The 21,813-nt window shown below is 68.0% G+C and carries 15 protein-coding genes; 9 read left to right on the forward strand and 6 right to left on the reverse strand.

Going from position 1 to position 21,813, the window contains the following annotated elements:
* Nucleotides 1–397: 397 nt before the first annotated feature.
* A complete protein-coding gene (locus BR47_RS0107655) occupies nt 398–1,027 on the reverse strand; it encodes a winged helix-turn-helix transcriptional regulator (protein ID WP_029119122.1) in 630 nt (209 codons plus the stop codon).
* An 81-nt stretch (nt 1,028–1,108) separates the two neighbouring features.
* On the opposite strand from BR47_RS0107655, the gene BR47_RS0107660 reads away from it, so the two are divergent.
* Nucleotides 1,109–2,008, forward strand: a complete 900-nt coding sequence (locus tag BR47_RS0107660) for an alpha/beta fold hydrolase (RefSeq protein WP_029119123.1) — start codon at nt 1,109–1,111, stop codon at nt 2,006–2,008.
* On the opposite strand, the gene BR47_RS0107665 is transcribed toward BR47_RS0107660, so the two are convergent.
* Entirely contained in the window at nt 1,977–2,459 is a 483-nt protein-coding gene (locus BR47_RS0107665) for a carboxymuconolactone decarboxylase family protein (RefSeq protein ID WP_029104774.1), read from the reverse strand. The two genes, BR47_RS0107660 and BR47_RS0107665, sit on opposite strands and share 32 nt — an antisense overlap.
* A 49-nt stretch (nt 2,460–2,508) precedes the next feature.
* On the opposite strand from BR47_RS0107665, the gene pdxR reads away from it, so the two are divergent.
* Nucleotides 2,509–3,930 carry a MocR-like pyridoxine biosynthesis transcription factor PdxR gene (gene pdxR, locus BR47_RS0107670; protein WP_029119124.1) on the forward strand — a complete coding sequence of 474 codons (1,422 nt, stop codon included), beginning with the start codon at nt 2,509–2,511 and terminating at the stop codon, nt 3,928–3,930.
* Here pdxR and BR47_RS0107675 read toward each other — a convergent pair.
* Nucleotides 3,920–4,543, reverse strand: a complete 624-nt coding sequence (locus BR47_RS0107675; RefSeq protein WP_029119125.1) for an HD domain-containing protein — start codon at nt 4,541–4,543, stop codon at nt 3,920–3,922. The two genes, pdxR and BR47_RS0107675, sit on opposite strands and share 11 nt — an antisense overlap.
* A 46-nt stretch (nt 4,544–4,589) precedes the next feature.
* Between BR47_RS0107675 and BR47_RS0107680 the strand changes: the two genes are divergently transcribed.
* From BR47_RS0107680 to BR47_RS0107700, 5 genes are read left to right on the forward strand one after another with little or no spacing between them, the layout of a single operon-like run.
* Nucleotides 4,590–5,051, forward strand: a complete 462-nt coding sequence (locus BR47_RS0107680; RefSeq protein ID WP_081831236.1) for a GtrA family protein — start codon at nt 4,590–4,592, stop codon at nt 5,049–5,051.
* A 25-nt stretch (nt 5,052–5,076) separates the two neighbouring features.
* A complete protein-coding gene (gene dprE1, locus BR47_RS0107685) occupies nt 5,077–6,489 on the forward strand; it encodes a decaprenylphosphoryl-beta-D-ribose oxidase (protein WP_020099515.1) in 1,413 nt (470 codons plus the stop codon).
* Nucleotides 6,490–6,497: 8 nt separating this feature from the next.
* A complete protein-coding gene (gene dprE2, locus BR47_RS0107690) occupies nt 6,498–7,277 on the forward strand; it encodes a decaprenylphospho-beta-D-erythro-pentofuranosid-2-ulose 2-reductase (RefSeq protein WP_029119127.1) in 780 nt (259 codons plus the stop codon).
* Nucleotides 7,277–9,139, forward strand: a complete 1,863-nt coding sequence (locus BR47_RS0107695) for a galactan 5-O-arabinofuranosyltransferase (protein WP_029119128.1) — start codon at nt 7,277–7,279, stop codon at nt 9,137–9,139. The genes dprE2 and BR47_RS0107695 overlap by 1 nt, the downstream gene beginning before the upstream one ends.
* Nucleotides 9,140–9,150: 11 nt before the next feature.
* Nucleotides 9,151–12,348, forward strand: a complete 3,198-nt coding sequence (locus BR47_RS0107700; RefSeq protein ID WP_020099518.1) for an arabinosyltransferase domain-containing protein — start codon at nt 9,151–9,153, stop codon at nt 12,346–12,348.
* 4 nt (nt 12,349–12,352) lie between these two features.
* Here BR47_RS0107700 and BR47_RS0107705 read toward each other — a convergent pair whose 3' ends face one another.
* From BR47_RS0107705 to BR47_RS0107715, 3 genes are read right to left on the reverse strand one after another with little or no spacing between them, the layout of a single operon-like run.
* Entirely contained in the window at nt 12,353–13,177 is an 825-nt protein-coding gene (locus BR47_RS0107705) for an ABC transporter ATP-binding protein (protein WP_020099519.1), read from the reverse strand.
* The gene (locus BR47_RS0107710) at nt 13,174–14,226 is read right to left on the reverse strand and encodes a taurine ABC transporter substrate-binding protein (RefSeq protein ID WP_036426899.1); all 1,053 of its coding nucleotides are present in this window, start codon (nt 14,224–14,226) and stop codon (nt 13,174–13,176) included. Before BR47_RS0107710 ends, BR47_RS0107705 begins: the two co-directional genes overlap by 4 nt.
* Nucleotides 14,223–15,110, reverse strand: coding sequence for an ABC transporter permease (locus BR47_RS0107715; protein WP_029119130.1), 888 nt, complete (start codon nt 15,108–15,110; stop codon nt 14,223–14,225). Before BR47_RS0107715 ends, BR47_RS0107710 begins: the two co-directional genes overlap by 4 nt.
* Before the next feature lie 210 nt (nt 15,111–15,320).
* Here BR47_RS0107715 and BR47_RS0107720 point away from each other — a divergent pair, with 210 nt between their 5' ends.
* The gene (locus BR47_RS0107720; protein ID WP_029119131.1) at nt 15,321–18,569 is read left to right on the forward strand and encodes an arabinosyltransferase domain-containing protein; all 3,249 of its coding nucleotides are present in this window, start codon (nt 15,321–15,323) and stop codon (nt 18,567–18,569) included.
* A 20-nt stretch (nt 18,570–18,589) separates the two neighbouring features.
* A complete protein-coding gene (locus BR47_RS0107725) occupies nt 18,590–21,784 on the forward strand; it encodes an arabinosyltransferase domain-containing protein (RefSeq protein ID WP_029119132.1) in 3,195 nt (1,064 codons plus the stop codon).
* The last annotated feature ends 29 nt before the right edge of the window (nt 21,785–21,813 follow it).

Here is a 21,813-nt window from a genome sequence, read left to right on the forward strand (position 1 = left end):
GCAGTTGCCAGAAATCGGCGAGTGGAACGTGTTTCATTTTTTGCGAAATGGCCACCCGGAGCGCCCATTTACGTGCAGGTTATTAGCTGGTCAGGCGCGGTGAAGGCCACAGTCGACACGCGTTAGATGTAGTAATAATTGACTATTTCGTCAGATATTTTGGACCGGGGCGGGCCCGAGGACGATTGCCACACAAATGGAAATATTGCTCAAGCTACTGGTCGCGGCACCGTTCACAGGCGACGCAGATTCGCCCCACCCGACCGAGGCGCGGTCCGAGCCCGCACGGCGCACAACGGCCGCTTTTGATCGCGTCACCCCTGCCTAAACCTGCGCCCGGGAGTTGCTGCGGGATCAGCGGCGAACTGAACCCCGATCAGCGGCGCGAGAGGTCCGGTCACGCACCGAGGGCTGATCTGATGGCGGCCTCATCGCCGTCCACGTCGACGAGCCCGAGCGCACGCGCGTCACCGAGGCTGAGTGCGCCCGCGGCGAGACCGAGGATGCAGGCGGGGATGGCGGTGACCGAGGCATCGAGCTTGTGGCCGTCGCGCGGGCCGACCTCGAAGCCCGAGCGCGTCGCACGCAGTTGGAGCGTCTGGTCGCCGATCACGAGGCCGATCGTCACGGCGGAGCGGACCTTCACCCGGCCGTCGAGCAGGGCCGGCACGGCGAGGGTCAGCCACTCCGGCCGGAAGGCGTCACCGCCGGCGGGACCGCTGATCATCAGCGGCGTGGACCAGCGGAGCAGGCTCTCGATCGGCTGGCGCAGCTGCGCGCCCCACGGGGTCAGGATGTACTCGACCGCACTCCCCTCGCCGGCCAGCCGTCGCTCGACGACGCCCGCGGCCTCGAGGTCCCGGAGCCGGTCGGCGAGCATGTTGGTTGCGATCCCCGGAAGATGGTCGATCAGGTCGCGATAGCGGGCGGGTGCGATCAAGAGCTCGCGGACGATCAGCAGATTCCATCTGTCGCCGACGATTTCGAGCGAACGGGCGAGCCCACAGTATTGGTCGTAGCTCCGCATCGCCCATCCTTCTGCTTGAGTTTCTCAAGTGACTGTGAGATGTTCAAGCATACCGGGAAAGCCGATCCGACAGGGGTTGCCATGACCAACACCGCTCAGACCACACGGCCCGCCTGGGTCGACGACGAACTGTTCCCGTTCGAGAGTCACTTCATCGAGATCGACGGCCACACCGTGCACTACGTGGACGAGGGATCCGGCCCCACACTGTTGATGCTGCACGGCAATCCGACCTGGTCATTCCTCTTCCGCGACGTGATCAGCTTGCTGCGCAAAGACTTTCGGTGCATCGCCCTCGACTACCCCGGCTTCGGGCTGTCGACGCCGAGGCCCGGCTATCGCTACCTGCCCGAGGAACACGCGGATGTCACCACCGCGTTCGTCGACGCCCTCGATCTGAAGGACGTCACGCTGGTCGGACAGGATTGGGGCGGCATGATCGGCCTTGCGGTGGCACAGCGGCGGTCAGGGGTCTTCCATCGGCTCGTGCTTGCGAATACTTGGGCCTGGCCGGTCAACGGAGAGCTGCACTTCGAAGCATTCGGCCGCATCATGGGCGGGCCACCGACGCGATTCCTGGTGCGCCAGTTCAATCTGCTTGTCAACGCGTTCATCCCCACCGGCCACCGGAGGCGGAAGCTCACCAACGCCGAGATGGACCACTACCGGCGGGCGCTGGACACCGCGGACCGGCGCCAGGCGTCGGCCGTACTTCCGGGCCGCGTGCTGGCGAGCCGGGACTTCTTCGCTGAGGTCGAGCGCGGACTGCCCGACCTCGCCCACCTGCCGACCCTGATCATCTGGGGCGACGCCGACATCGCCTTCCGCGCCCAGGAGCGCGAGCGGCTGGAAGCGACGTTCCCCGACCACACGACCGTCATCGTCGAGGGCGCCGGAACCTATGTCGAGTCCGACGCCCCCGAGGAATTCGCTTCTGCGATCCGCACATTCAGCGACGGCGCGGGACAGCCTTCCGCGTAGCGGCGTTCAGCCGGTTCCACGAGTTGATGACGGCGGCCATGCCGACGACGTGCGCGAGCTCGCGCTCGGTGAACACGGCGGCCGCCTGGGCGTAAACGTCATCCGGAACCGGGCCGCGGCTGAGATCGGTGATGGCCTCGGTGATGGCCAGCGCGGCCCGCTCGCGCTCGGTGAACAGGTCGCCGGCTTCCTCCCACGCCGCGACCAGGGCCAGGCGCTGCTCGGTCTCGCCGAAACGACGCGCGTCGTGGACGTGCATGTCGAGGCAGAAGGCGCAGTGGTTGATCTGTGAGGCGCGAATCTTGATGAGCTCGCCGATGGTCGAATCGAGCTCCTTGGACGCGGCGTTGCTGAAGGCCATCATCCCGGCGTACAGCTCGGGAGCGGCGTCGTAGATGTCGATGCGCTTGGTGTGGGCGGTGGTGGTGGGTGCATTCAGTGTCTCGGTCATGGCATCCACGCTAGCCACCAAAATCCCGTAAACATGGTTCAATTTCTACGTGGTTTCATGGGCCAATTCTGAGGCGAACAGCGCTGGACTGGACCTGCACCTGGACCTCGGTCAGACCGTCCAGCCGGGCCGACGGGGTACCCGTGACCAGCTGATCCGGGCGCTGCGGGACGCGGTCCGGTCAGGCCGGTTATCCGCCGGGACCACATTGCCGCCCTCCCGATCACTGGCGGCCGACCTCGGATTGGCCCGCAACACCGTCGCGGAGGCCTACGCCGAACTGGTCGCCGAGGGCTGGCTGGGCTCCCGCCAGGGCGCGGGCACCTGGGTCATCGGCGCGCACACCGAATCGGCGCCGGCCACCCAGCGCGCCCAACCGGGCACCCCTACCCACAACCTCATGCCCGGTTCGGGAAACGTCGCGGCCTTCCCACGGCAGGCCTGGCTGGCGTCGGCCCGACGCGCCCTGACCAACGCCCCGACCGAAGCGCTCCGAACGGGCGACGCCCGTGGCCGCCACGAACTGCGCACCGCACTCGCCACCTATCTGGCCCGAGCCCGCGGCGTGCGCACCACGGCCGAATCGATCGTCGTCTGCGCCGGGACCCGGCACGCCGTCGAATTGCTGTCGAAAGTGTTCGCGCCCAACACCATTGCGGTCGAGAACTACGGCCTGTTCCTGTTCCGGGACGCCATCGCCGCCAGCGGGGCCGCCACCGTGCCCATCCGGATCGATGATCACGGCGCCGTCGTCGGCGACCTCGAAAAGACCAGCGCCGCAGCGGTTCTGCTCACACCGGCGCATCACTTCCCGCACGGCGTGCCACTGCATCCCACGCGGCGCACCGGCGCCCTCGAGTGGGCCGTCCGCACGAAAAGCTATGTCCTGGAAGACGACTATGACGGCGAGTTCCGCTACGACCGGCAACCGATCGGCTCGATGCAGGGCCTGGATCCCGACCGGGTGACCTATCTCGGCTCGGCCAGCAAGAGCCTGTCACCGGTGCTGCGGTTGGGCTGGATGGTGTTGCCCGACAACCTGATCGACCCGGTGTTGGCTGCGGCGGGCGGGCAACAGTTCTACGTCAACGCCATCGATCAGCTGACCATGGCCGACTTCATCGAATCCGGCCAGTACGACAAGCACATTCGCCGGATGCGCAACAGCTACCGCCGGCGGCGAGATGCGCTGGCGGCCAAGCTGTCCGGGCTGGATGTCGAGATCAGCGGACTGTCCGCCGGGCTGCATGCACTGATCCGGCTGCCGGACGGGACCGAACACGAGGTCATGCGCCGCGCGGCCGACGCCGGGCTCGCGCTGTCCGGGCTGGCGCTGCTACGCCACCCGGATGCGGCGCCGGACACCCCGCACCAGGACGGCGTGGTGGTGAGTTTCGGTACGCCCGCCGATCACGAGTTCACCGCGGCGCTCGACGCATTGCACGACGTGTTGACGGCCGTCAGCCGCTGAGCGCCGCCAGCTCCGCCTTCAGATTGGTCCGAGCCGCGTCCTCCCACAGCCGCCGTCCCTCATCCGTTCGATACAGCGACGGCCCGGCCAGCATCGCCGCGATCATCCGGCCACGCCACAGGGCGAAATCCGCATCGCTGACGTGGCGATACTCGGCCCGCACCCGGGCGGTGTTGTCTTGGTAGTCGGCCGGCGGCACTGCCAGCACCGCCAGGTCGGCATCGGACAGCACCTGGCCGTTGTGATCGTCGGCAGCGGGATCGTGCGTGATGGTCACCCGCACCAAGCGGCCCACCTCCGCCACGAACGCCGGGGCCACACCCAGATCGGTGAGGTCCGCCTCCGCGAGCAGCGCGCTGTTCTCCTCGTCGTCGGACTGCCCCGCGTACACCGCGTCGTGGTACCAGGCCGCCAGGCGGACCGCATCGGGATCGTCCGCGAACTCCTCCAGGGCGTCCACTCCGGACAGGATGCCGCGCAGGTGACTCAGGTCGTGGTAACTGCGGTGCGGCTCGGCCCACCGGCCCAGCAGCGCCGCCCCGACGTCGTCGACCCGCGGCGACGACGAATGCCGCGCCAGCAGTGTGTGCCATGCCTGGAGCAAATCGGTCACGTGTCCATGGTGCACGTAAGCTGCCCGGGTGGCCGAGCCAGTGGAGATCCCCGCCGAACACGACGCCGAACACAGCGCCGAGAAGGCCGTCGAGGCGTCTCTGGGACTGGTGACGCAGGCGTGGCGCTTCGTGGTGACCGGCGGTCTGTCCGCGGTCGTCGACTACGGCCTGTACGCACTGCTCAGTGCCGTTTTCGTGGCCAACGGCATGCCCGACGCCCGCGCCACGCTGATCGCGAAGACGCTCAGCTTCATCGCCGGCACGACGACGGCCTATCTGATCAACCGGCGCTGGACCTTCCAGGCGGAACCGAGCCGGGCGCGCTTCATCGCGGTTGTGATCTTGTACGCAGTCACCTTCGGCCTGCAGGTCGGCATCAATCAGCTGTTCTATCTGCAATTCGCCGGCGAGTCCTGGCGGCGACCTGTGGCGTTCGTCATCGCCCAGGGCACGGCGACTGTCATCAACTTCGTGGTGCAGCGAGCCGTGATTTTCCGGCTGAAGTGACGTTGGCCGGTACCCTTTGACCGTTATGTCTACCCAGCCTGACGCCACGCTGCCCCTGACGCGCCGCGCCCTCACCGGGTTCGGCCGCACGGCACCGTCCGTGGCAAACGTGCTGTCCACACCCGATGTGTCAGTGATCGCCGAGGCGGTCAAGCGGGTCGCGGACGCAAACTCTTCCAGCCCCGCCCACCTGCGGCGAGGCATCCTCGGCCGCGGTCTCGGCCGGTCCTACGGCGACCAGGCGTGCAACGGCGGCGGCATCGTCGTCGACATGACGGCGCTGAACCGGATCCATTCGATCAGCTCCGAGACCGCCATCGCCGACGTCGACGCCGGGGTCAGCCTCGATCAGCTGATGAAGGCCGCGCTGCCGTTCGGGCTGTGGGTTCCGGTGCTGCCGGGCACCCGGCAGGTCACCGTCGGCGGCGCGATCGCGTCCGACATCCACGGCAAGAACCACCACAGCGCGGGCAGCTTCGGCAACCACGTGCTGTCGCTGGACCTGCTGATGGCCGACGGCGAGGTGCACACCATCACCCCCGACGGACCGGACAGCGAGCTGTTCTGGGCCACCGTCGCCGGCAACGGGCTGACGGGCATCGTGATCCGGGCGCGCATCAAGATGACCCGCACCGAGAGCGCCTACTTCATCGCCGACGGCATCGCCACGCACGATCTGGAAGAGACCGTGGCCGTGCACCAGGACGGCAGCGAGGACAACTACACGTACTCCAGCGCCTGGTTCGACCTCATCAGCCCGGAGCCCAAGCTCGGCCGCGCCGCCGTGAGCCGCGGCAGCCTGGCCAAGGTGGACCAGCTGCCCGCCAAGCTGGCCAAGGATCCGCTGAAGTTCACCGCGCCCCAGCTGCCGGCGATCCCGAACCTGTTCCCGGTCAGCTTCATGAACAAGCTCTCGCTCTCCATGATCGGCGAGGCGTTCTACCGCATGAGCGGCAACTACCAGGGCAAGATCGTCAACCTGACGCAGTTCTACCACATGCTCGACATCACCTCCGGTTGGCAATATGCCTATGGCCCAGCGGGTTTCGCGCAGCACCAGTTCCTGGTTCCGCCCGACGCACTCGAAGAGTTCAAGGGCATCATCCGCTGGATGCACACGCAGAAGCAGTACTCGGCGCTGAACGTCTTCAAGCTGTTCGGCCCGGGCAACAAGGCGCCGCTGAGCTTCCCGATGCAGGGCTGGAACGTCGCCCTCGACTTCCCGAACCGCCCGGGGGTCAACGAGTTCCTCAACGAACTCGACAAGCGCGCAATGGAATTCGGCGGTCGCGTGTACACCGCCAAGGACTCCCGCGTCAGCGCCGAGAGCTTCCACAAGATGTACCCGCGGATCGACGAGTGGATCGCCACCCGCCGCAAAGCCGACCCGAACGGCGTGTTCGCCTCCGACATGGCCCGCCGCCTCGAACTTCTCTAGGAGACTCAGTGATTGACGCAACCGGCAACCCGCAGACGATTCTGCTGTTCGGCGGTACCTCGGAGATCGGCCTGGCCATCGTCGAGCGCTACCTCAAGAACGCCAAGGCCCGCGTGATCCTCGCCGACCTGCCGAACGCCCCCAAGCGCGACGCCGCCATCGCGCAGATCGAGGCGGCCGGCGCCAAGGAGGTCGTGTACCTGGATTTTGATGCCTTGGACACGAAAAGTCACCCGGCCGTCATCGAATCCGCTTGGGAGCAGGGCGATGTCGACGTCGCGATCGTCGCCTTCGGCATCCTGGGTGACGCCGAGGAACTGTGGCAGAACCAGTCCAAGGCCGTGCTGACCGCCCAGATCAACTACACCGCAGCGGTTTCCGTCGGCGTGCTGGTCGGCGACAAGATGAAGGCGCAGGGCTTCGGGCAGATCATCGCCATGTCGTCGGTCGCCGGCGAGCGGGTCCGCCGCTCCAACTTCGTGTACGGCTCCACCAAGGCCGGCCTCGACGGCTTCTACCTGGGCCTCGGAGAGGCACTGCGGGAGTTCGGGGTTCGGGTTCTGGTCATCCGCCCCGGCCAGGTCCGCACGACCACGACGCTGGAGCACTGGAAGGCCACTGGCGCCAAGGAGGCGCCGTTCACGGTCGACAAGGAAGACGTCGCCAACCAGGCCGTCGCTGCCGCCGCCAAGGGTAAGGAGCTCATCTGGGCGCCCAATCCGGTGCGCTACCTGATGGCCGTCATCCGGCACATCCCGCGGTCGATCTTCCGCAAACTCCCGCTCTGATGCGCAGCGCGCTGGCCGCGAGCGCCAGGGTGAGCGGCCAGATGCTGGCCGCCATGGCGCTGGCGGTGATCATCGCGGTCGTTGCGCTGCAAGCGATTGCCCGCGTGCAGTGGCCGGCGTTCAACTCGTCGAACCAGTTGCATGCCCTGACCACCGCCGGCCAGTGCGCCGTGCTGATCGGGCTGCTGCTCGCGGGGTGGGCGTGGCGTCGCGGCTGGCGCAAGAGCGCCAAGGTCGCGGCCACGTCGCTACTGGCGGCGTTCTCGGTCGTCACCCTCGGCATGCCGCTGGGCGCGACCAAGCTGTACCTGTTCGGCATCTCGGTCGACCAGCAGTTCCGCACCGAGTACCTGACGCGCCTCACGGATACCGCTGTCCCCCATGACATGACGTACCTGGGGCTGCCGCCGTACTACCCGTCGGGCTGGTTCTGGCTCGGCGGCCGGGCGGCCGCGCTGACCGGCACGCCAGCGTGGGAGATGTTCAAGCCGTGGGCGATTGTCACGATCACCGCGGCGATCGTGGCGGCATTCGTGTTGTGGACGGCCATGATTCGCTTCGAGTACGCCCTGGCGGTGACGACCGCGACCGCGGCCGTCACGCTGGCGTACTCCTCGACCGAGCCCTATTCGGCTGTCCTCGTCGTCCTGCTGCCGCCGGTGTTCGTGCTGGCGTGGTCGGGGCTCAAAGCCACCGGCCGCGGCTGGGCCGCGATCCTCGGAACCGGGATTTTCCTCGGCATCGCCGCGCTGTTCTACACCTTGTTGTTCGGCTACGCAGCGTTCACGCTCACGCTGATGGCGCTGCTGCTCGCCGTGTCCCGGCGCCAAATCCAGCCGCTGATCCGGGTGGCCGTCATCGCCGTCATCTCCGGCGTCATTGCCGCCATCCACTGGGCGCCGTACTACCTCGCCGTGCTCAAAGGCCACCCCGCCGACAAGGGCACCGCGCAGCATTACCTACCGATGGCCGGTGCGCAGCTGACCTTCCCGATGCTCGACGCCACCCTGCTGGGTGTCATGTGCCTCGTCGGCACGCTGTGGCTGGTGGTCAAGGGCCGCAGCTCGACGCGCGCCGCCGCCCTCGGGATGGCAGTCGTATCGGTGTACGCGTGGTCGCTGCTGTCCATGCTGGCCACCCTCGCCCGCACCACGCTGCTGTCGTTCCGGCTGCAGCCCACCCTGCTCGTGCTGCTCGTCGCGGCCGGCACCTTCGGCTTCCTGGAGGCCGCCCGTGCGCTGGCGAACCGGTATGCACAGCCCACCACCAACCGGATCATCGCGGTGGCCGCGGTCATCGGTGCGATCGGCGCGGTGTCGTTCAGCCAGGCGATCCCCGACATCCTGCGGGCCGACATCGCCGTCGCGTACACCGACACCGACGGCTACGGCCAGCGCGCCGACCGTCGTCCCCCCGGCTCGGAACGCTTCTATCAGGAAGTCGACCGCAAGATCACCGCGGCGACGGGCAAGCCCCGCAACGAGACCGTCGTGATGACCGCGGACTACAGCTTCCTGTCCTACTACCCCTACTACGGGTTCCAGGGCCTGACGTCGCACTACGCGAACCCGCTGGCGCAGTTCAAGGAACGCTCCGACGCCATCGAGAGCTGGGCGACCATGACCAACCCCGACGCCTTCGCCAAGGCCCTCGACACGCTGCCCTGGCCGGCGCCGACGGTGTTCCTGATGCGCCACGGCGGCACCGGCACCTACACGCTGCGACTGGCCGAGGACGTCTACCCCAACCAGCCCAACGTGCGGCGCTACCAGGTGGCACTCGACGAGCGGCTGTTCGACAGCAAGCACTGGCAGGTCACCGATATCGGCCCGTTTGTGCTGGCCATCCGTAGCGGCCACTAACATCTAGGCCCGTGGCCGGGGAACCTGAGGTAGAGCGCAATCACCGCACAGCGCGGTGGATCGCGATCGTCGCCGGACTGCTCGGCGCGTTTTTGGCGATGGCGACGCCGCTGTTGCCGGTCAACCAGACCACGGCGCAGCTGAACTGGCCGCAGGCGGGCGTCCTCAAGAGTGTCGACGCGCCGCTGATCGGCTACGTCGCCACCGACCTGAACATCACCATCCCGTGTTCGGCGGCGGCCGGCCTCACCGGCCCTGCCACCACACTGCTGTCCACCGTGCCCAAGCAGGCGCCCAAGGCCGTCGACCGTGGCCTGCTGATCGAGCGTGTCGGCGGCGACCTGCTGGTGATCGTCCGCAACACCCCGGTGGTCAGCGCGCCGCTGACCCAGGTGCTCAGCCCCGCGTGCAAGGAACTGAAGTTCACCGCGCACGCCGACAAGGTCACCGGCGAGATCGTCGGCCTCGTGCAGGGACCGAAGGACAAGAACCCCGGCAAGCCGCTGCGCGGCGAGCTCAGCGGCTATGACTTCCGCCCGCAGATCGTCGGCGTCTTCACCGACCTGTCCGGCGCGGCCCCGCCGGGGCTGACGTTCTCGGCGACCGTCGACTCGCGCTACAGCACGTCCCCGACCCTGCTGAAGATGCTCGCGATGATCTTCGGTGTGGTGCTGACCGTCGTCGCACTCAGTGCCCTGCACGTGCTGGACCGCGCCGACGGCGTCCCGCACAAGCGGTTCCTGCCGTCGCGGTGGTGGTCGGTGAAGCCGCTGGACGGCGTCGTGATCACGACGCTGGTGTGGTGGCACTTCGTCGGCGCCAACACCTCCGACGACGGTTACATCCTGACCATGGCCCGCGTCTCCGAGCACGCCGGCTACATGGCCAACTACTACCGCTGGTTCGGCACCCCCGAGGCGCCGTTCGGCTGGTACTACGACCTGCTGGCACTGTGGGCGCACGTCTCCACGTCGAGCATCTGGATGCGCCTGCCCACGCTCCTGATGGCGCTGGCGTGCTGGTGGGTGATCAGCCGCGAGGTGCTCCCCCGGCTCGGCCACGCCGTCAAGAACAGCCGTGCCGCCGCTTGGACGGCCGCCGGCATGTTCCTGGCGTTCTGGCTGCCGCTCAACAACGGCATCCGGCCGGAGCCCATCATCGCGCTCGGCATCCTCCTGACCTGGTGCTCGGTGGAACGCGGCGTCGCCACCAGCCGGCTGCTGCCGGTGGCCATCGCCATCATCATCGGTGCGCTGACGTTGTTCTCCGGCCCGACTGGTATCGCCGCGATCGGCGCTCTGCTGGTCGCCGTCGGCCCGCTGAAAACGATTGTGGCGCGGCATACTTCGCGCTTCGGTTATCTGGCTCTGCTGGCACCGATCCTCGCCGCGGGCACAGTGACGGCGATCCTGATCTTCCGCGACCAGACGCTGGCCGCCGAGCTCGACGCCAGCTCCTTCAAGACCACCGTCGGCCCCGCACTGAGCTGGTTCGACGAGCACATCCGCTACGAGCGACTGTTCACCACCAGCCCCGACGGCTCCGTGGCCCGTCGGTTCGCGGTGCTCACGCTGCTGCTTGCCCTGGCGGTGTCCCTCGCAATGTCGTTGCGCAAGGGGCGAATTCCGGGCACTGCTGCCGGGCCGGCCCGGCGCATCGTCGGCATCACGATCATCTCGTTCCTGGCCATGATGTTCACGCCCACCAAGTGGACGCACCACTTCGGGGTGTTCGCCGGGCTGGCCGGTTCGCTGGGCGCGCTGGCCGCCATCGCGGTCGGCACCGTCGCGATGCGCTCCCGCCGCAACCGCGCGATGTTCGCCGCGACGGTTCTGTTCGTGTTGGCACTGTCGTTCGCCACCGTGAACGGCTGGTGGTACGTCTCCAACTTCGGTGTGCCGTGGTCGAACCAGTTCCCCGAGTGGCACTTCGGCTTCACCACCTTCCTGTTCGGCCTGTCGTTCCTGACGCTCCTGTGGGCGGCATGGCTGCACTTCTACGACCACGACCCCGAGCGTCCGGTCAGTCGCCGGATTCCTCAGGCGCCCTTGGCAATTGCGTCGTGGATCGTGGTGTTCTTCGAGGTGCTGTCACTGACCCTCGGTATGACGCAGCAGTGGCCGGCCTGGTCGGTGGGCCGCTCGAACCTGCAGGCGCTGACCGGTAAGACCTGCGGCCTGGCCGACGACGTCATGGTCGAACAGGACACCAACGCCGGCAAGCTCGTGCCGCAGTCCGGGACAGTCGGCGACGCCCTCGGCGCGGGCAGCGCAGAAGGCTTCACCCCCAACGGAATTCCCGCCGACGTCTCCGCGGACCCCGTCATGGAACCGCCCGGCGGCACCAACTTCGCCGACAACGACGGCGGCCCCGTCAGCGGCGCGGAGCCGGGCACCGAAGGCGGCACCACCTTTGCCGCGGGAGTGAACGGATCGAAGGCCCGCCTGCCCTACAACCTCGATCCGGCCACCACCCCGGTGCTCGGCAGCTGGCGCCCCGGCGTTCAGATCCCGGCGCGGATGCGCTCGGGCTGGTACAAACTGCCGCCGCGCGATCAGGCCGGACCGCTGCTCGTCGTCGCCGCCGCGGGCCGCTTCAACCAGGGCGAGGTCCGCGTCGAGTACGCCAACGACGCCCAGGCCGCGGCCGGCAAGATCGCCGGGGCCGTGGGCTTCGCCGACGTCGGTGCCGCACCCGCCTGGCGCAACCTGCGCGCCCCGATGGCCGCCATCCCGCCAGATGCCACCCTGATCCGCATCGTCGCCACCGACGACGATCTCGCGCCGCAGCACTGGATCGCCCTGACCCCGCCGCGCATCCCGAAGCTGCGCACGCTGCAGGACGTCGTCGGCTCGAAGGATCCGGTGATGCTGGACTGGCTCGTCGGTCTGGCGTTCCCGTGCCAGCGCCCGTTCGGCCACAACAACGGCGTCACCGAGGTGCCCAAGTGGCGCATCCTGCCGGACCGCTTCGGCGCCGAGGCCAACTCGCCCGTCATGGACTACCTCGGCGGCGGGCCGCTCGGCATCACCGAGCTGCTGTTCAAGGCCACCCCGGTGCCGACGTATCTGAAGGACGACTGGTTCCGGGACTGGGGCTCGCTGCAGCAGTTCACGCAGTACTACCCGGATGCGCAGCCGGCCCAGATCGACCTCGGGAAGGCCACGCGCAGCGGGCTGTGGGCCCCGGCGCCGTTACGGCACTCCTAGAAATTCAGCCGTGGGCTTCCAGGATGAGCCGGGCCAGTTCGGCTTTCAGCGCGGCGAATTCGGCCGTGCCCAGCACATCCACCGTCCGGGCGGCGCCGGGAACATCACCCGGTAGCCGCACCGGCCGGTCAGCGATCACCCGTCCGGGCCGCGCGCTCATCACCACCACGCGCGTCGCCAGGAACACGGCCTCTTCCACTGAATGCGTAACGAACAGCACGGTCTTGCGGTCCCGCTCCCAGATCGACAGCAACTCCACCTGAAGCCGCTGCCGGGTGAACGGGTCCAACGCGCTGAACGGTTCATCCATCAGCACGATGCCGGGGTCGCCGACCAGTACTCGTGCGATCTGCGCCCGCTGCTGCATGCCGCCGGACAGTTCGTATGGCCGTTTGTCGGCGAAATCGGCCAGCCCGACCAGTTCCAGCACCGACGCGGACCGCTCCCGCCGCTCCGCGCTGGGTACCCCTCGCGCGCGCAGACCGAACTCGACGTTCCCGGCCACCGTCAGCCACGGATACAGCGTCGGCGACTGGAACACCACCCCGCGATCCGGGTTGGGGCCGTCGATGGGGTGTCCACCCACCCGGGCGGTTCCCGTCGTCGGTGTGACAAATCCGGCCAGCGTCTGCAACAGCGTGGACTTGCCGCAGCCCGACGGTCCGACCACCGCGACAAACTCCCCCGGTTCGATGCTCAGCGTTGTCTCCGACAGCGCGATCACCTCACCGTCGGAGGAGGGGTAGACCTTGGTGATGGCGTCAAGTTCGATGCCCTCGGCCTCGGGTGCTGCCGTCGCTTCCGGTGCCACCGTCGTTTCCGATGTCATTGCGCCACTTCCTTTATCGCGTTGGGATACAGCGCCTGGCGATACCGCTCGGCCGGCGATACCCGCTCGACGTCGCCGTTGTTCCGGTTCAGGAATGTCGCGGTGCCGAGCAACGCTGCCGACAGCCCGCCACCGAAGTACTTCGCGTCGAGCTGCTGCCGCGCCGTCGGGTAGATGTAGCCGCCGAGTTGCGTCACCACCTGGTCGGGCGGCACCGCGAGCTGTGCAGCGATATGCCTGGCGGCGCGCTGCGGGTCCGACGCGATGAGCTCGGTGGCCCAGTTCTGCGCCGCGGTCCAGTACTTCAGGAACGGGCCGTTCGCGTTGACGAATTCACTACGCGCGCCTTCCAGGTCAAAGGTCGGCGAGCCGTCAGCCGCGGTTTGCGCCGAGTCGGCGATCACATGCCCCTTGGCGGCCAGTTTGGACAGCACCGGATCCCACACCCATGCCGCATCGATGCCGTTCCCCCATGCCGCCAGCATGGCGTCGGGCTGGGTGTTGATCAGCCGCACGTCGCCGGTGATCTTGGCACGGTCCAGCGCGGTCAGCAGGGACAGGTGCGACGTCGATGCGAATGGCACCGCGATCGACTTACCCTTCAGGCCCTGGATATCGGTGATCGCCGGGTCATGCACCACCAGCGATTCAGCTTTACCGATGACGTCGTGGATCCACACCACCCGCATATCGATGTCGAGCGGCTGCGACAGCGCGCGGGCCGCCGGCGCCGAGCCGAGCAGCGCGATGTCCAGCGAGCGGGCCCGGAACGCCTGCAGCACGTCGCCTCCGGAGGCGAACTTGCTCCACGTGATATTCGCCTTCGGCAGGCACGTGGCAAGCAGCGAGGTGTCCTTGACGATGAGGTCCCCGTTCGGGATCTCTTGATAGCCGATCCGCACCGTGCTGGTGATGTCCGGGTTGGGCGGCAGCGGGCACTCCACCTTCTCTGCCAGCGACCGGACCTGTTCGCCGCGGCCGGATTCCACGCAACCCGCGGTTGCCAGGACGACCAGCGCGGTAACCGCTATTGCTGCAACGCTTTTCATGCCTTCCCCTGCCAGGGTGTCGCAAGCTCGCCGAGATACTTGATGGCCGCGTCGAGCGCCAGGGCAGTGATGCCGATGACGATGATGCAGGCGATGGTCAACGGTGTGTTGGTCTGTTGGCCCGCGTAGAACGCGAGGCCGCCGATACCCGGGATGCCGTTGTTCAGCTCCGCCGCGACCACCGTGGTCCAGGCGAAGCCCACCGCCAGCCGGATGCCATTGACCACCGACGGCAGCGATGCCGGGAAGATCACATGCCACACCGTGTGCCAGCGAGTCGCCCCGAGCGAACTGGCGGCATTGACCCACCCCGACGGAACCGACTGCACACCACCCAGCGTCGAAACCGTGATCGCGGGAAATGCGGCCAGGAACAGCAGCCAGATCTTGGACGTGTCGCCGATGCCGAACCACACGATCAGCAGACCGATGTAACCCAGCGGTGGCAGCGCCCGCAGAAAGTTCAGGTACGGCTCCAGCGCGATCGTTATCGGCCGCACCGTGCCCATCAGAAAGCCCAGCGGCGGACCGACCAGAATCGCAACACCCACCCCGGCCAGGATCCGTTGCAAGCTGGCGATCAGGTGCTCCCACAGGAAGTAGTTCTGTTCGCCCAGCACCTCACGCGGCACGCCCGGCGCAATCTGGTGCCAGGAATTCGCCCGGACGAAGGCATCCCACACCGCACCCGGGCTGGGCAGGAACAGCGGGTCGATCAGCTTGGCGGCGGTGACGGCCCACCACGCCAGCAGGAAGGCGCCGAGCGCGACGGCCCGGATCAGCAGCGCTCGCACCAGCGGCGGGTAACTCTGCGGCAATCGCGGCAGCGGCAACGAGCCGGAGACGGGCTTGTCGGTTTCGGGTGGATCAACGGTGGTTGTCATGAACTGGCCTGAGTCGGAGGGGTAGGAAGGCGCCGCCAGTGAAACGACACACCGCTCGCACGCATGGCGTCCATCCGACAGACGGCGCGTCCAGACCACAAGGATTAAACGCAGCGTAAGTAAGAGTCAGGGTCACATTCCGGCCAACTACCTCGACATTCCCCGTCAGTGGCCCAGGCCACATATAACTGTCGCCTAGTCTTGAGCCTCGTGCCTGCCAGGACTGCCCGTCTCGTCGCGATCATCGCGGGCCTTGCCGGTCTGCTGCTCTGCGCGCTGACCCCACTGCTGCCCGTCAAGCAGACGACCGCGACCATCTTGTGGCCCCAGGCCCCCGGTGCCAGCGGAAACGTCTCTGACCTCACCGCCCCGCTCGTGTCGGGCGCGCCGCTGGCGCTGGATGTCTCCATCCCGTGCTCGGCCATCGCCACCCTGCCGGCGGCCGGTGGTCTGGTGTTCTCGACGATCCCGCCCGACGGCATCGACGCCAGCCGCAACGGCCTGTTCGTGCGGGCCAACGCCACCGATGTCGTCGTCGCTTTCCGCGACACCGTCGCCGCGGTCGCCAAGCGCGCCGACATCGGCAAGTGCAGCAATCTGCACCTCTGGGCGACCAACGGCGGTGTCGGCGCCGACTTCATCGGCCTGCCCGGAGCCGCCGGCACCGGCAGCGTGGAGAAGAAGCCCCAGGTGGCCGGCATCTTCACCGGCCTCAAGGTGCCCGCACAGCCCGGCTTGTCCGCGCGCGTCGACGTCGACACCCGGTTCATCGTGGTCCCGACGTTCGTGAAGTCGGCCGCCATGGCGCTCGGCGTGCTGCTGACGCTGGTCTCGATCGCCGCGCTGGCACTGCTGGACCGCCTGGACGGCCGCCGCGTGCACGACGGCTGGCAGCGCTTCTGGAAGGTCAGCCGCTGGCACTGGCTCGCGGACATCGCGGTGTTCGCCGGCCTCGCCGGCTGGCACCTGATCGGCGCCATCTCCTCCGACGACGGCTACAACCTGACCATCGCGCGGGTCTCCAGCCAGGCCGGTTACGTCGCCAACTACTACAGGTACTTCGGCACCTCCGAGGCGCCGTTCGACTGGTACCAGTCGGTGCTCGCGCATATGGCCGGCATCAGCACCGCCGGCGTGTGGATGCGGCTGCCCGCGCTGCTGGCCGGCATCGCGACCTGGACGCTGCTGTCCCGCTGGGTGCTGCCGCGGCTCGGCCCCGGCGCCCGCGGGGTGTCGTCCAACGTCATCGCGGTATGGACGTCTGCTGCAACATTCCTCGCGGCCTGGTACCCGTTCAACAACGGCCTGCGCCCCGAGCCGCTGATCGCCTTCGGCGTGATCGCGACCTGGGTGCTCATCGAATACGCCATCGCCACCCGACGTCTGGCGCCCGCGGCCGTCGCGATCATCGTTGCGGCATTCACCGCGACGACGGCGCCGCAGGGCCTGATCGCGCTGGCCCCGCTGCTCGTCGGCGCCCGAGCCCTGGTCCGCACGGTCCGCAGCCGCCGGGCCGGGACGGGCCTGCTGGCCCCCATCGCGACGCTGGGCGCGTCGGCGTCGCTGATCCTGACGGTGATCTTCCGAAATCAGACGCTCGCGACCGTGGCCGAATCGGCGCGCATCAAGTACACCGTCGGCCCGACTATCTCCTGGTACCAGGAATTCCTGCGCTACTACTTCCTCACCGTCGAGGACAGCGTCGACAGCTCCATGACCCGCCGGTTCTCGGTGCTGATCCTGCTGCTGTGCCTGTTCGCCACGCTGGCCCTGCTGCTGCGCAAGGGTCGCGTCCCCGGCCTGGCCAGCGGGCCGGTGTGGCGCCTGCTCGGCAGCACCATGCTCGGTCTGCTGCTCCTGCACTTCACCCCGACCAAGTGGGCAGTCCAGTTCGGTGCATTCGCGGGCCTCTCGGGCGCGTTCGGCGCGATCATCGCCTTCGCGTTCGCGACCGTCGGGCTGCACAGCCGACGGAACCTCGCGCTGTACGTGACGGCGCTGCTGTTCGTGCTCGCCTGGGCGACGTCCGGCATCAACGGCTGGTTCTACACCGGGAACTACGGCGTCCCGTGGTTCGACCGGCAACCCGTCCTGGCCGGCCACCCCGTCACCTCGATGTTCCTGGTCCTGGCGATCATCTCCGCGCTGCTCGCCGGCTGGCTGCACTTCCGCATCGACTACGCCGGGCACACCGAGGTCGCCGAGACCCGCCGCAACCGGGCGCTGGCGTCGACGCCGCTGCTGATCGTCGCGGTGATCATGGTCGTGCTCGAGGTCGGCTCGATGGCCAAGGGCTTCGTGCAGCGCTACCCGCAGTACACGACCGCACGGGCCAACCTCGACGCGCTCGGGTTGTCCGACAAGAGCTGCGCCATGGCCAACGACGTGCTGGTCGAAGCCGACACCAATGCCGGCACGCTGCAACCCGTCCCCGGCCAGACCTGGGGCAAGTACGGACCGCTGGGCGGCGAGAACCCGGTCGGCTTCACGCCGAACGGGATCAGTGACTCGCTCGCGCCGCCGCACCCGGTCGTCGCGAACCCCGGCACCGTCAACTCCGACGGGTCGCCCAACAAGCCCAACGTCGGCGTCGCCTTCGCGGCCGGCACCGGCGGCGGCTACGGCCCGACGGGCGTCAACGGCTCCAACGTGTTCCTGCCGTTCGGCCTGGACCCGGCCCGCACCCCGGTGATGGGCAGCTTCAAAGAGAACGGCGTCGCCGCCAAGGCCACCTCCGCCTGGTACCAGCTGCCGCCGCGCAGCGCGGACCGGCCGCTCGTCACCGTCGCCGCTGCCGGCGCCATCTGGTACTACGACGAAGAGCACGAGTTCCACTACGGCCAGTCGCTCAAGCTGCAGTGGGGCGTGCACCGGCCGGACGGCAGCTACCAGGCCCTCGCCGAGGTGCAGCCGATCGACACCTTCGCCCAATATGCCTGGCGCAACCTGCGATTCCCGCTCGCGTGGGCACCGCCGGAGGCCAACGTCGCCCGCATCGTCGCCGATGATCCGAACCTTTCGGAAGACCAGTGGTTCGGGTTCACGCCGCCGCGGGTGCCGACGCTGCAGACCGCGCAGCAGTTCCTGGGGTCGCAGACGCCGATCCTGATGGACATCGCCACCGCCGCGAACTTCCCCTGCCAGCGCCCGTTCTCCGAGCATCTCGGTGTGGCGGAGCTGCCGCAGTACCGCATCCTGCCCAACACCAAGCAGGTCGTGGTGTCGTCCAACATGTGGCAGTCCGCGCAGAAGGGTGGACCGTTCCTGTTCATCCAGGCGCTGCTGCGGACGTCGACCATCCCGACGTACCTGCGCAACGACTGGTACCGAGATTGGGGCTCGATCGAACGGTACGACCCGGTGGTGCCGCCGTCAGTGGCGCCGCCCGCAGCGATTGACCAAGGCACCATGACCGTCAACGGCTGGAGCCGCCGCGGCCCGATCAGGGCCCTGCCATGAAGCCCGATCAGGGTCTTCCTATGACCGGGACGGGAATGAACGCACAGCAAGTCAAGGTCACCCGGTGGGTGGCCATCGTCGCGGGCCTGGTCGGCTTCGTGCTGTCGGCACTGACGCCGCTGCTGCCGGTGGTGCAGACGACCGCGCAGCTGAACTGGCCGCAGCAGGGCCAGTTCGGCAACGTGACGGCGCCGCTGATCTCGCAGACGCCGGTCACGATGAAGGCGACGATCCCGTGCGACGTACTCCGGACGCTGCCACCCTCGGGCGGGCTGGTGTTCGGCACCGTGCCCAAGGACGGCAAGCAGGCCGCGCTGAACGGCCTGCTGGTCAACGTGTCCAGCAGCCGCGTCGACATCACCGACCGCAACGTGGTGATCGCCAGCGTCCCACGGCTGAAAGCCATTGGTAATCCCGGTTGTTCGCGTATCGAGATCATCTCCGACAAGAACGGGACGTTCGCGACGTTCGTCGGGCTGACCGGTACCGACGGCAAGGAACTGCGCACCGGATTCGCCGACCCGAACCTGCGGCCCACCGTCGTCGGTATCTTCACCGATCTGAAGGGCGCGGCTCCGCAGGGACTTTCGGTGTCGGCGACCATCGACACCCGGTTCATCAACCGGCCAACCGTCATCAAGTACACCGCCATGTTCGGCGGCATCGCGGCGACCATCGTTGCGCTGCTGGCCCTTTGGCGGCTGGACCGGATGGACGGGCGCCGCATGCAGCGGCTCATCCCCAGCCGCTGGCGGACCTTCAACGTCGTCGACGGCGTCGTGGTCGGCGGGTTCCTGCTCTGGCATGTGTTGGGCGCCGGTTCATCTGACGACGGCTACATCCTGGGCATGGCGCGCGTCGCGCCGCACGCCCAGTACATGATCAACTACTTCCGTTGGTTCGGCAGCCCCGAGGATCCGTTCGGCTGGTACTACAACGTGCTGGCCCTGATGACGCACGTCAGCGACGCCAGCATCTGGATCCGCTTGCCGGACTTGATCTGTGCGCTGATCTGCTGGCTGCTGCTGTCGCGCGAGGTGCTGCCCCGTCTCGGACCCGCAGTGGCCGGCAGCAAGTCCGCCATGTGGGCCGCGGGCCTGGTCCTGATGGCCGCCTGGATGCCGTTCGACAACGGCCTGCGCCCCGAAGGCCAGATCGCCACCGGCGCCCTGATCACCTACGTCCTGATCGAACGCGCCATCGGCACCAGCCGGCTGACCCCGGCGGCGCTCGCCATCATCAGTGCGGCGTTCACCCTGGGGATCCAGCCGACCGGCCTGATCGCCGTGGCAGCGCTGCTCGCCGGTGGTCGCCCGATCCTGCGCATCCTGGTGAAGCGGCGCCGCGAGGTGGGCACCTGGCCGTTGGTGCTCCCGCTGCTGGCCGCCGGTTTCGTCGTCCTCACCGTGGTGTTCGTCAACCAGACCGCAGCAGGTGTGTTGGAGGCCACCAGGATTCGCACCGCGATCGGCCCGAGCCAGGCCTGGTACACCGAGAACCTCCGGTACTACTACCTGTTCCTGCCGACGGTCGACGGCTCGATGACCCGGCGCTTCGGCTTCCTGCTGACGGCGCTGAGCCTGTTCACGTCGATGTTCATGATCCTGCGGCGCAAGCGGGTTCCGGGCATCGCCCGCGGGCCGGTGTGGCGCCTGATGGGCATCATCTTCGCCACCATGTTCTGCCTCATGTTCACCCCGACCAAGTGGGTGCACCACTTCGGTCTGTTCGCCGCCGTGGGCGCCGCGATGGCAGCGGTGGCCACCGTGCTCGTGTCGCGGTCGGTACTGAAGTCGGCGCGCAACCGCATGGCCGTCACCTCGGCGGTGCTGTTCCTGCTGGCACTGGTTTCGGCCACCACCAACGGCTGGTGGTACGTGTCCAGTTACGGCGTGCCGTTCAACAACGACATGGTCGCCGTCGGCGGAATCAAGCTCAGCACGATCTTTTTGACGCTGTTCTTCATCACCGCGGTGTGGGCGTTCTGGCTGCACTTCAACAGCGACCGACCCGAAGGCCGCCTCACCCGGCTGGTCACAGCGGCCCCGATTCCCCTGGCCGCCGCGTTCATGGTCGTGGTGTGCGTGGCATCCATGGCGATCGGTGCGGTGCGCGAATACCCGACGTACTCGAACCTGGCGAGCAACCTGCGGGCGCTCAAGGGCGGCTGCGGACTGGCCGACAACGTGCTCGTCGAGCCCGATTCGAACGCCGGCTTCCTGGTGCCGCAGGCCGGCGACTACGGCCCGCTGGGCGCGCTGGGCGGCGTCGAGCCGGTCGGCTTCACGCCCAACGGAGTCCCGGATCGCATTGTCGCCGAGGCGATTCGGCTCGACTTCCCGGTGTCGGGCACCGACGCGGACTGGGACGCCGCGGCGAAGCTCAAGACGCCGGGAATCAACGGGTCGACGGTGCCGTTGCCCTACGGCCTCGACCCCGCGCGGGTGCCGGTCGCCGGGACGTACACCACCGGCCCGCACTCGCAGGCCAAGCTGACGTCGGCCTGGTACGGGCTGCCCGCCGCTGATGCCGCGCATCCGCTGGTCGTCGTCACGGCCGCCGGGACCATCACCGGCTACAGCTCGCTCAAGGGCCGCACCGAGGGCCAGACCGTCGAGCTGGAATACGGCCGCACCGGCCCGGACGGTCGCCCCGTCGCGGGCGGACGCGTCGTGCCCTACGACATCGGCCCCACGCCGTCGTGGCGCAACCTGCGCTTCGACCGTCGCGAGATTCCGGCCGACGCCACCTACGTTCGCGTTGTGGCGGTGAACCTTTCGCTCAACGAGGGTGACTGGATCGCCGTCACCCCGCCGCGCGTGCCGGAGGTCAAGACCATCCAGGAATTCGTCGGCAAGACGCAGCCGGTGCTGATGGACTGGGCCGTCGGCCTGGCGTTCCCGTGCCAGCAGCCGATGCTGGTGCGCAACGGTGTGACCGAGGTGCCGAAGTTCCGCATCACGCCGGACTACACCGCCAAGAAGCAGGACACCGACACCTGGCAGGACGGCATCAACGGCGGCCTGCTGGGCATCACCGACGTACTGCTGAAGGCCCACGTGATGTCGACATACCTGTCCGACGACTGGGGCCGGGACTGGGGCTCGCTGCGCCAGTTCACGACCGTCGTGGATGCGACGACGGCCGAGCTGGACCTGGGCACCGCTGTCCACAGCGGGCTGTGGTCGCCGGGGAAGATGCGGATCAAGCCCTAGCTCACCGCACCGAATGGCCTGGGACACCA

Source organism: Mycobacterium sp. UNC410CL29Cvi84, assembly GCF_000686745.1.
GTDB classification, from domain to species: Bacteria; Actinomycetota; Actinomycetes; order Mycobacteriales; family Mycobacteriaceae; genus Mycobacterium; species Mycobacterium mucogenicum_B.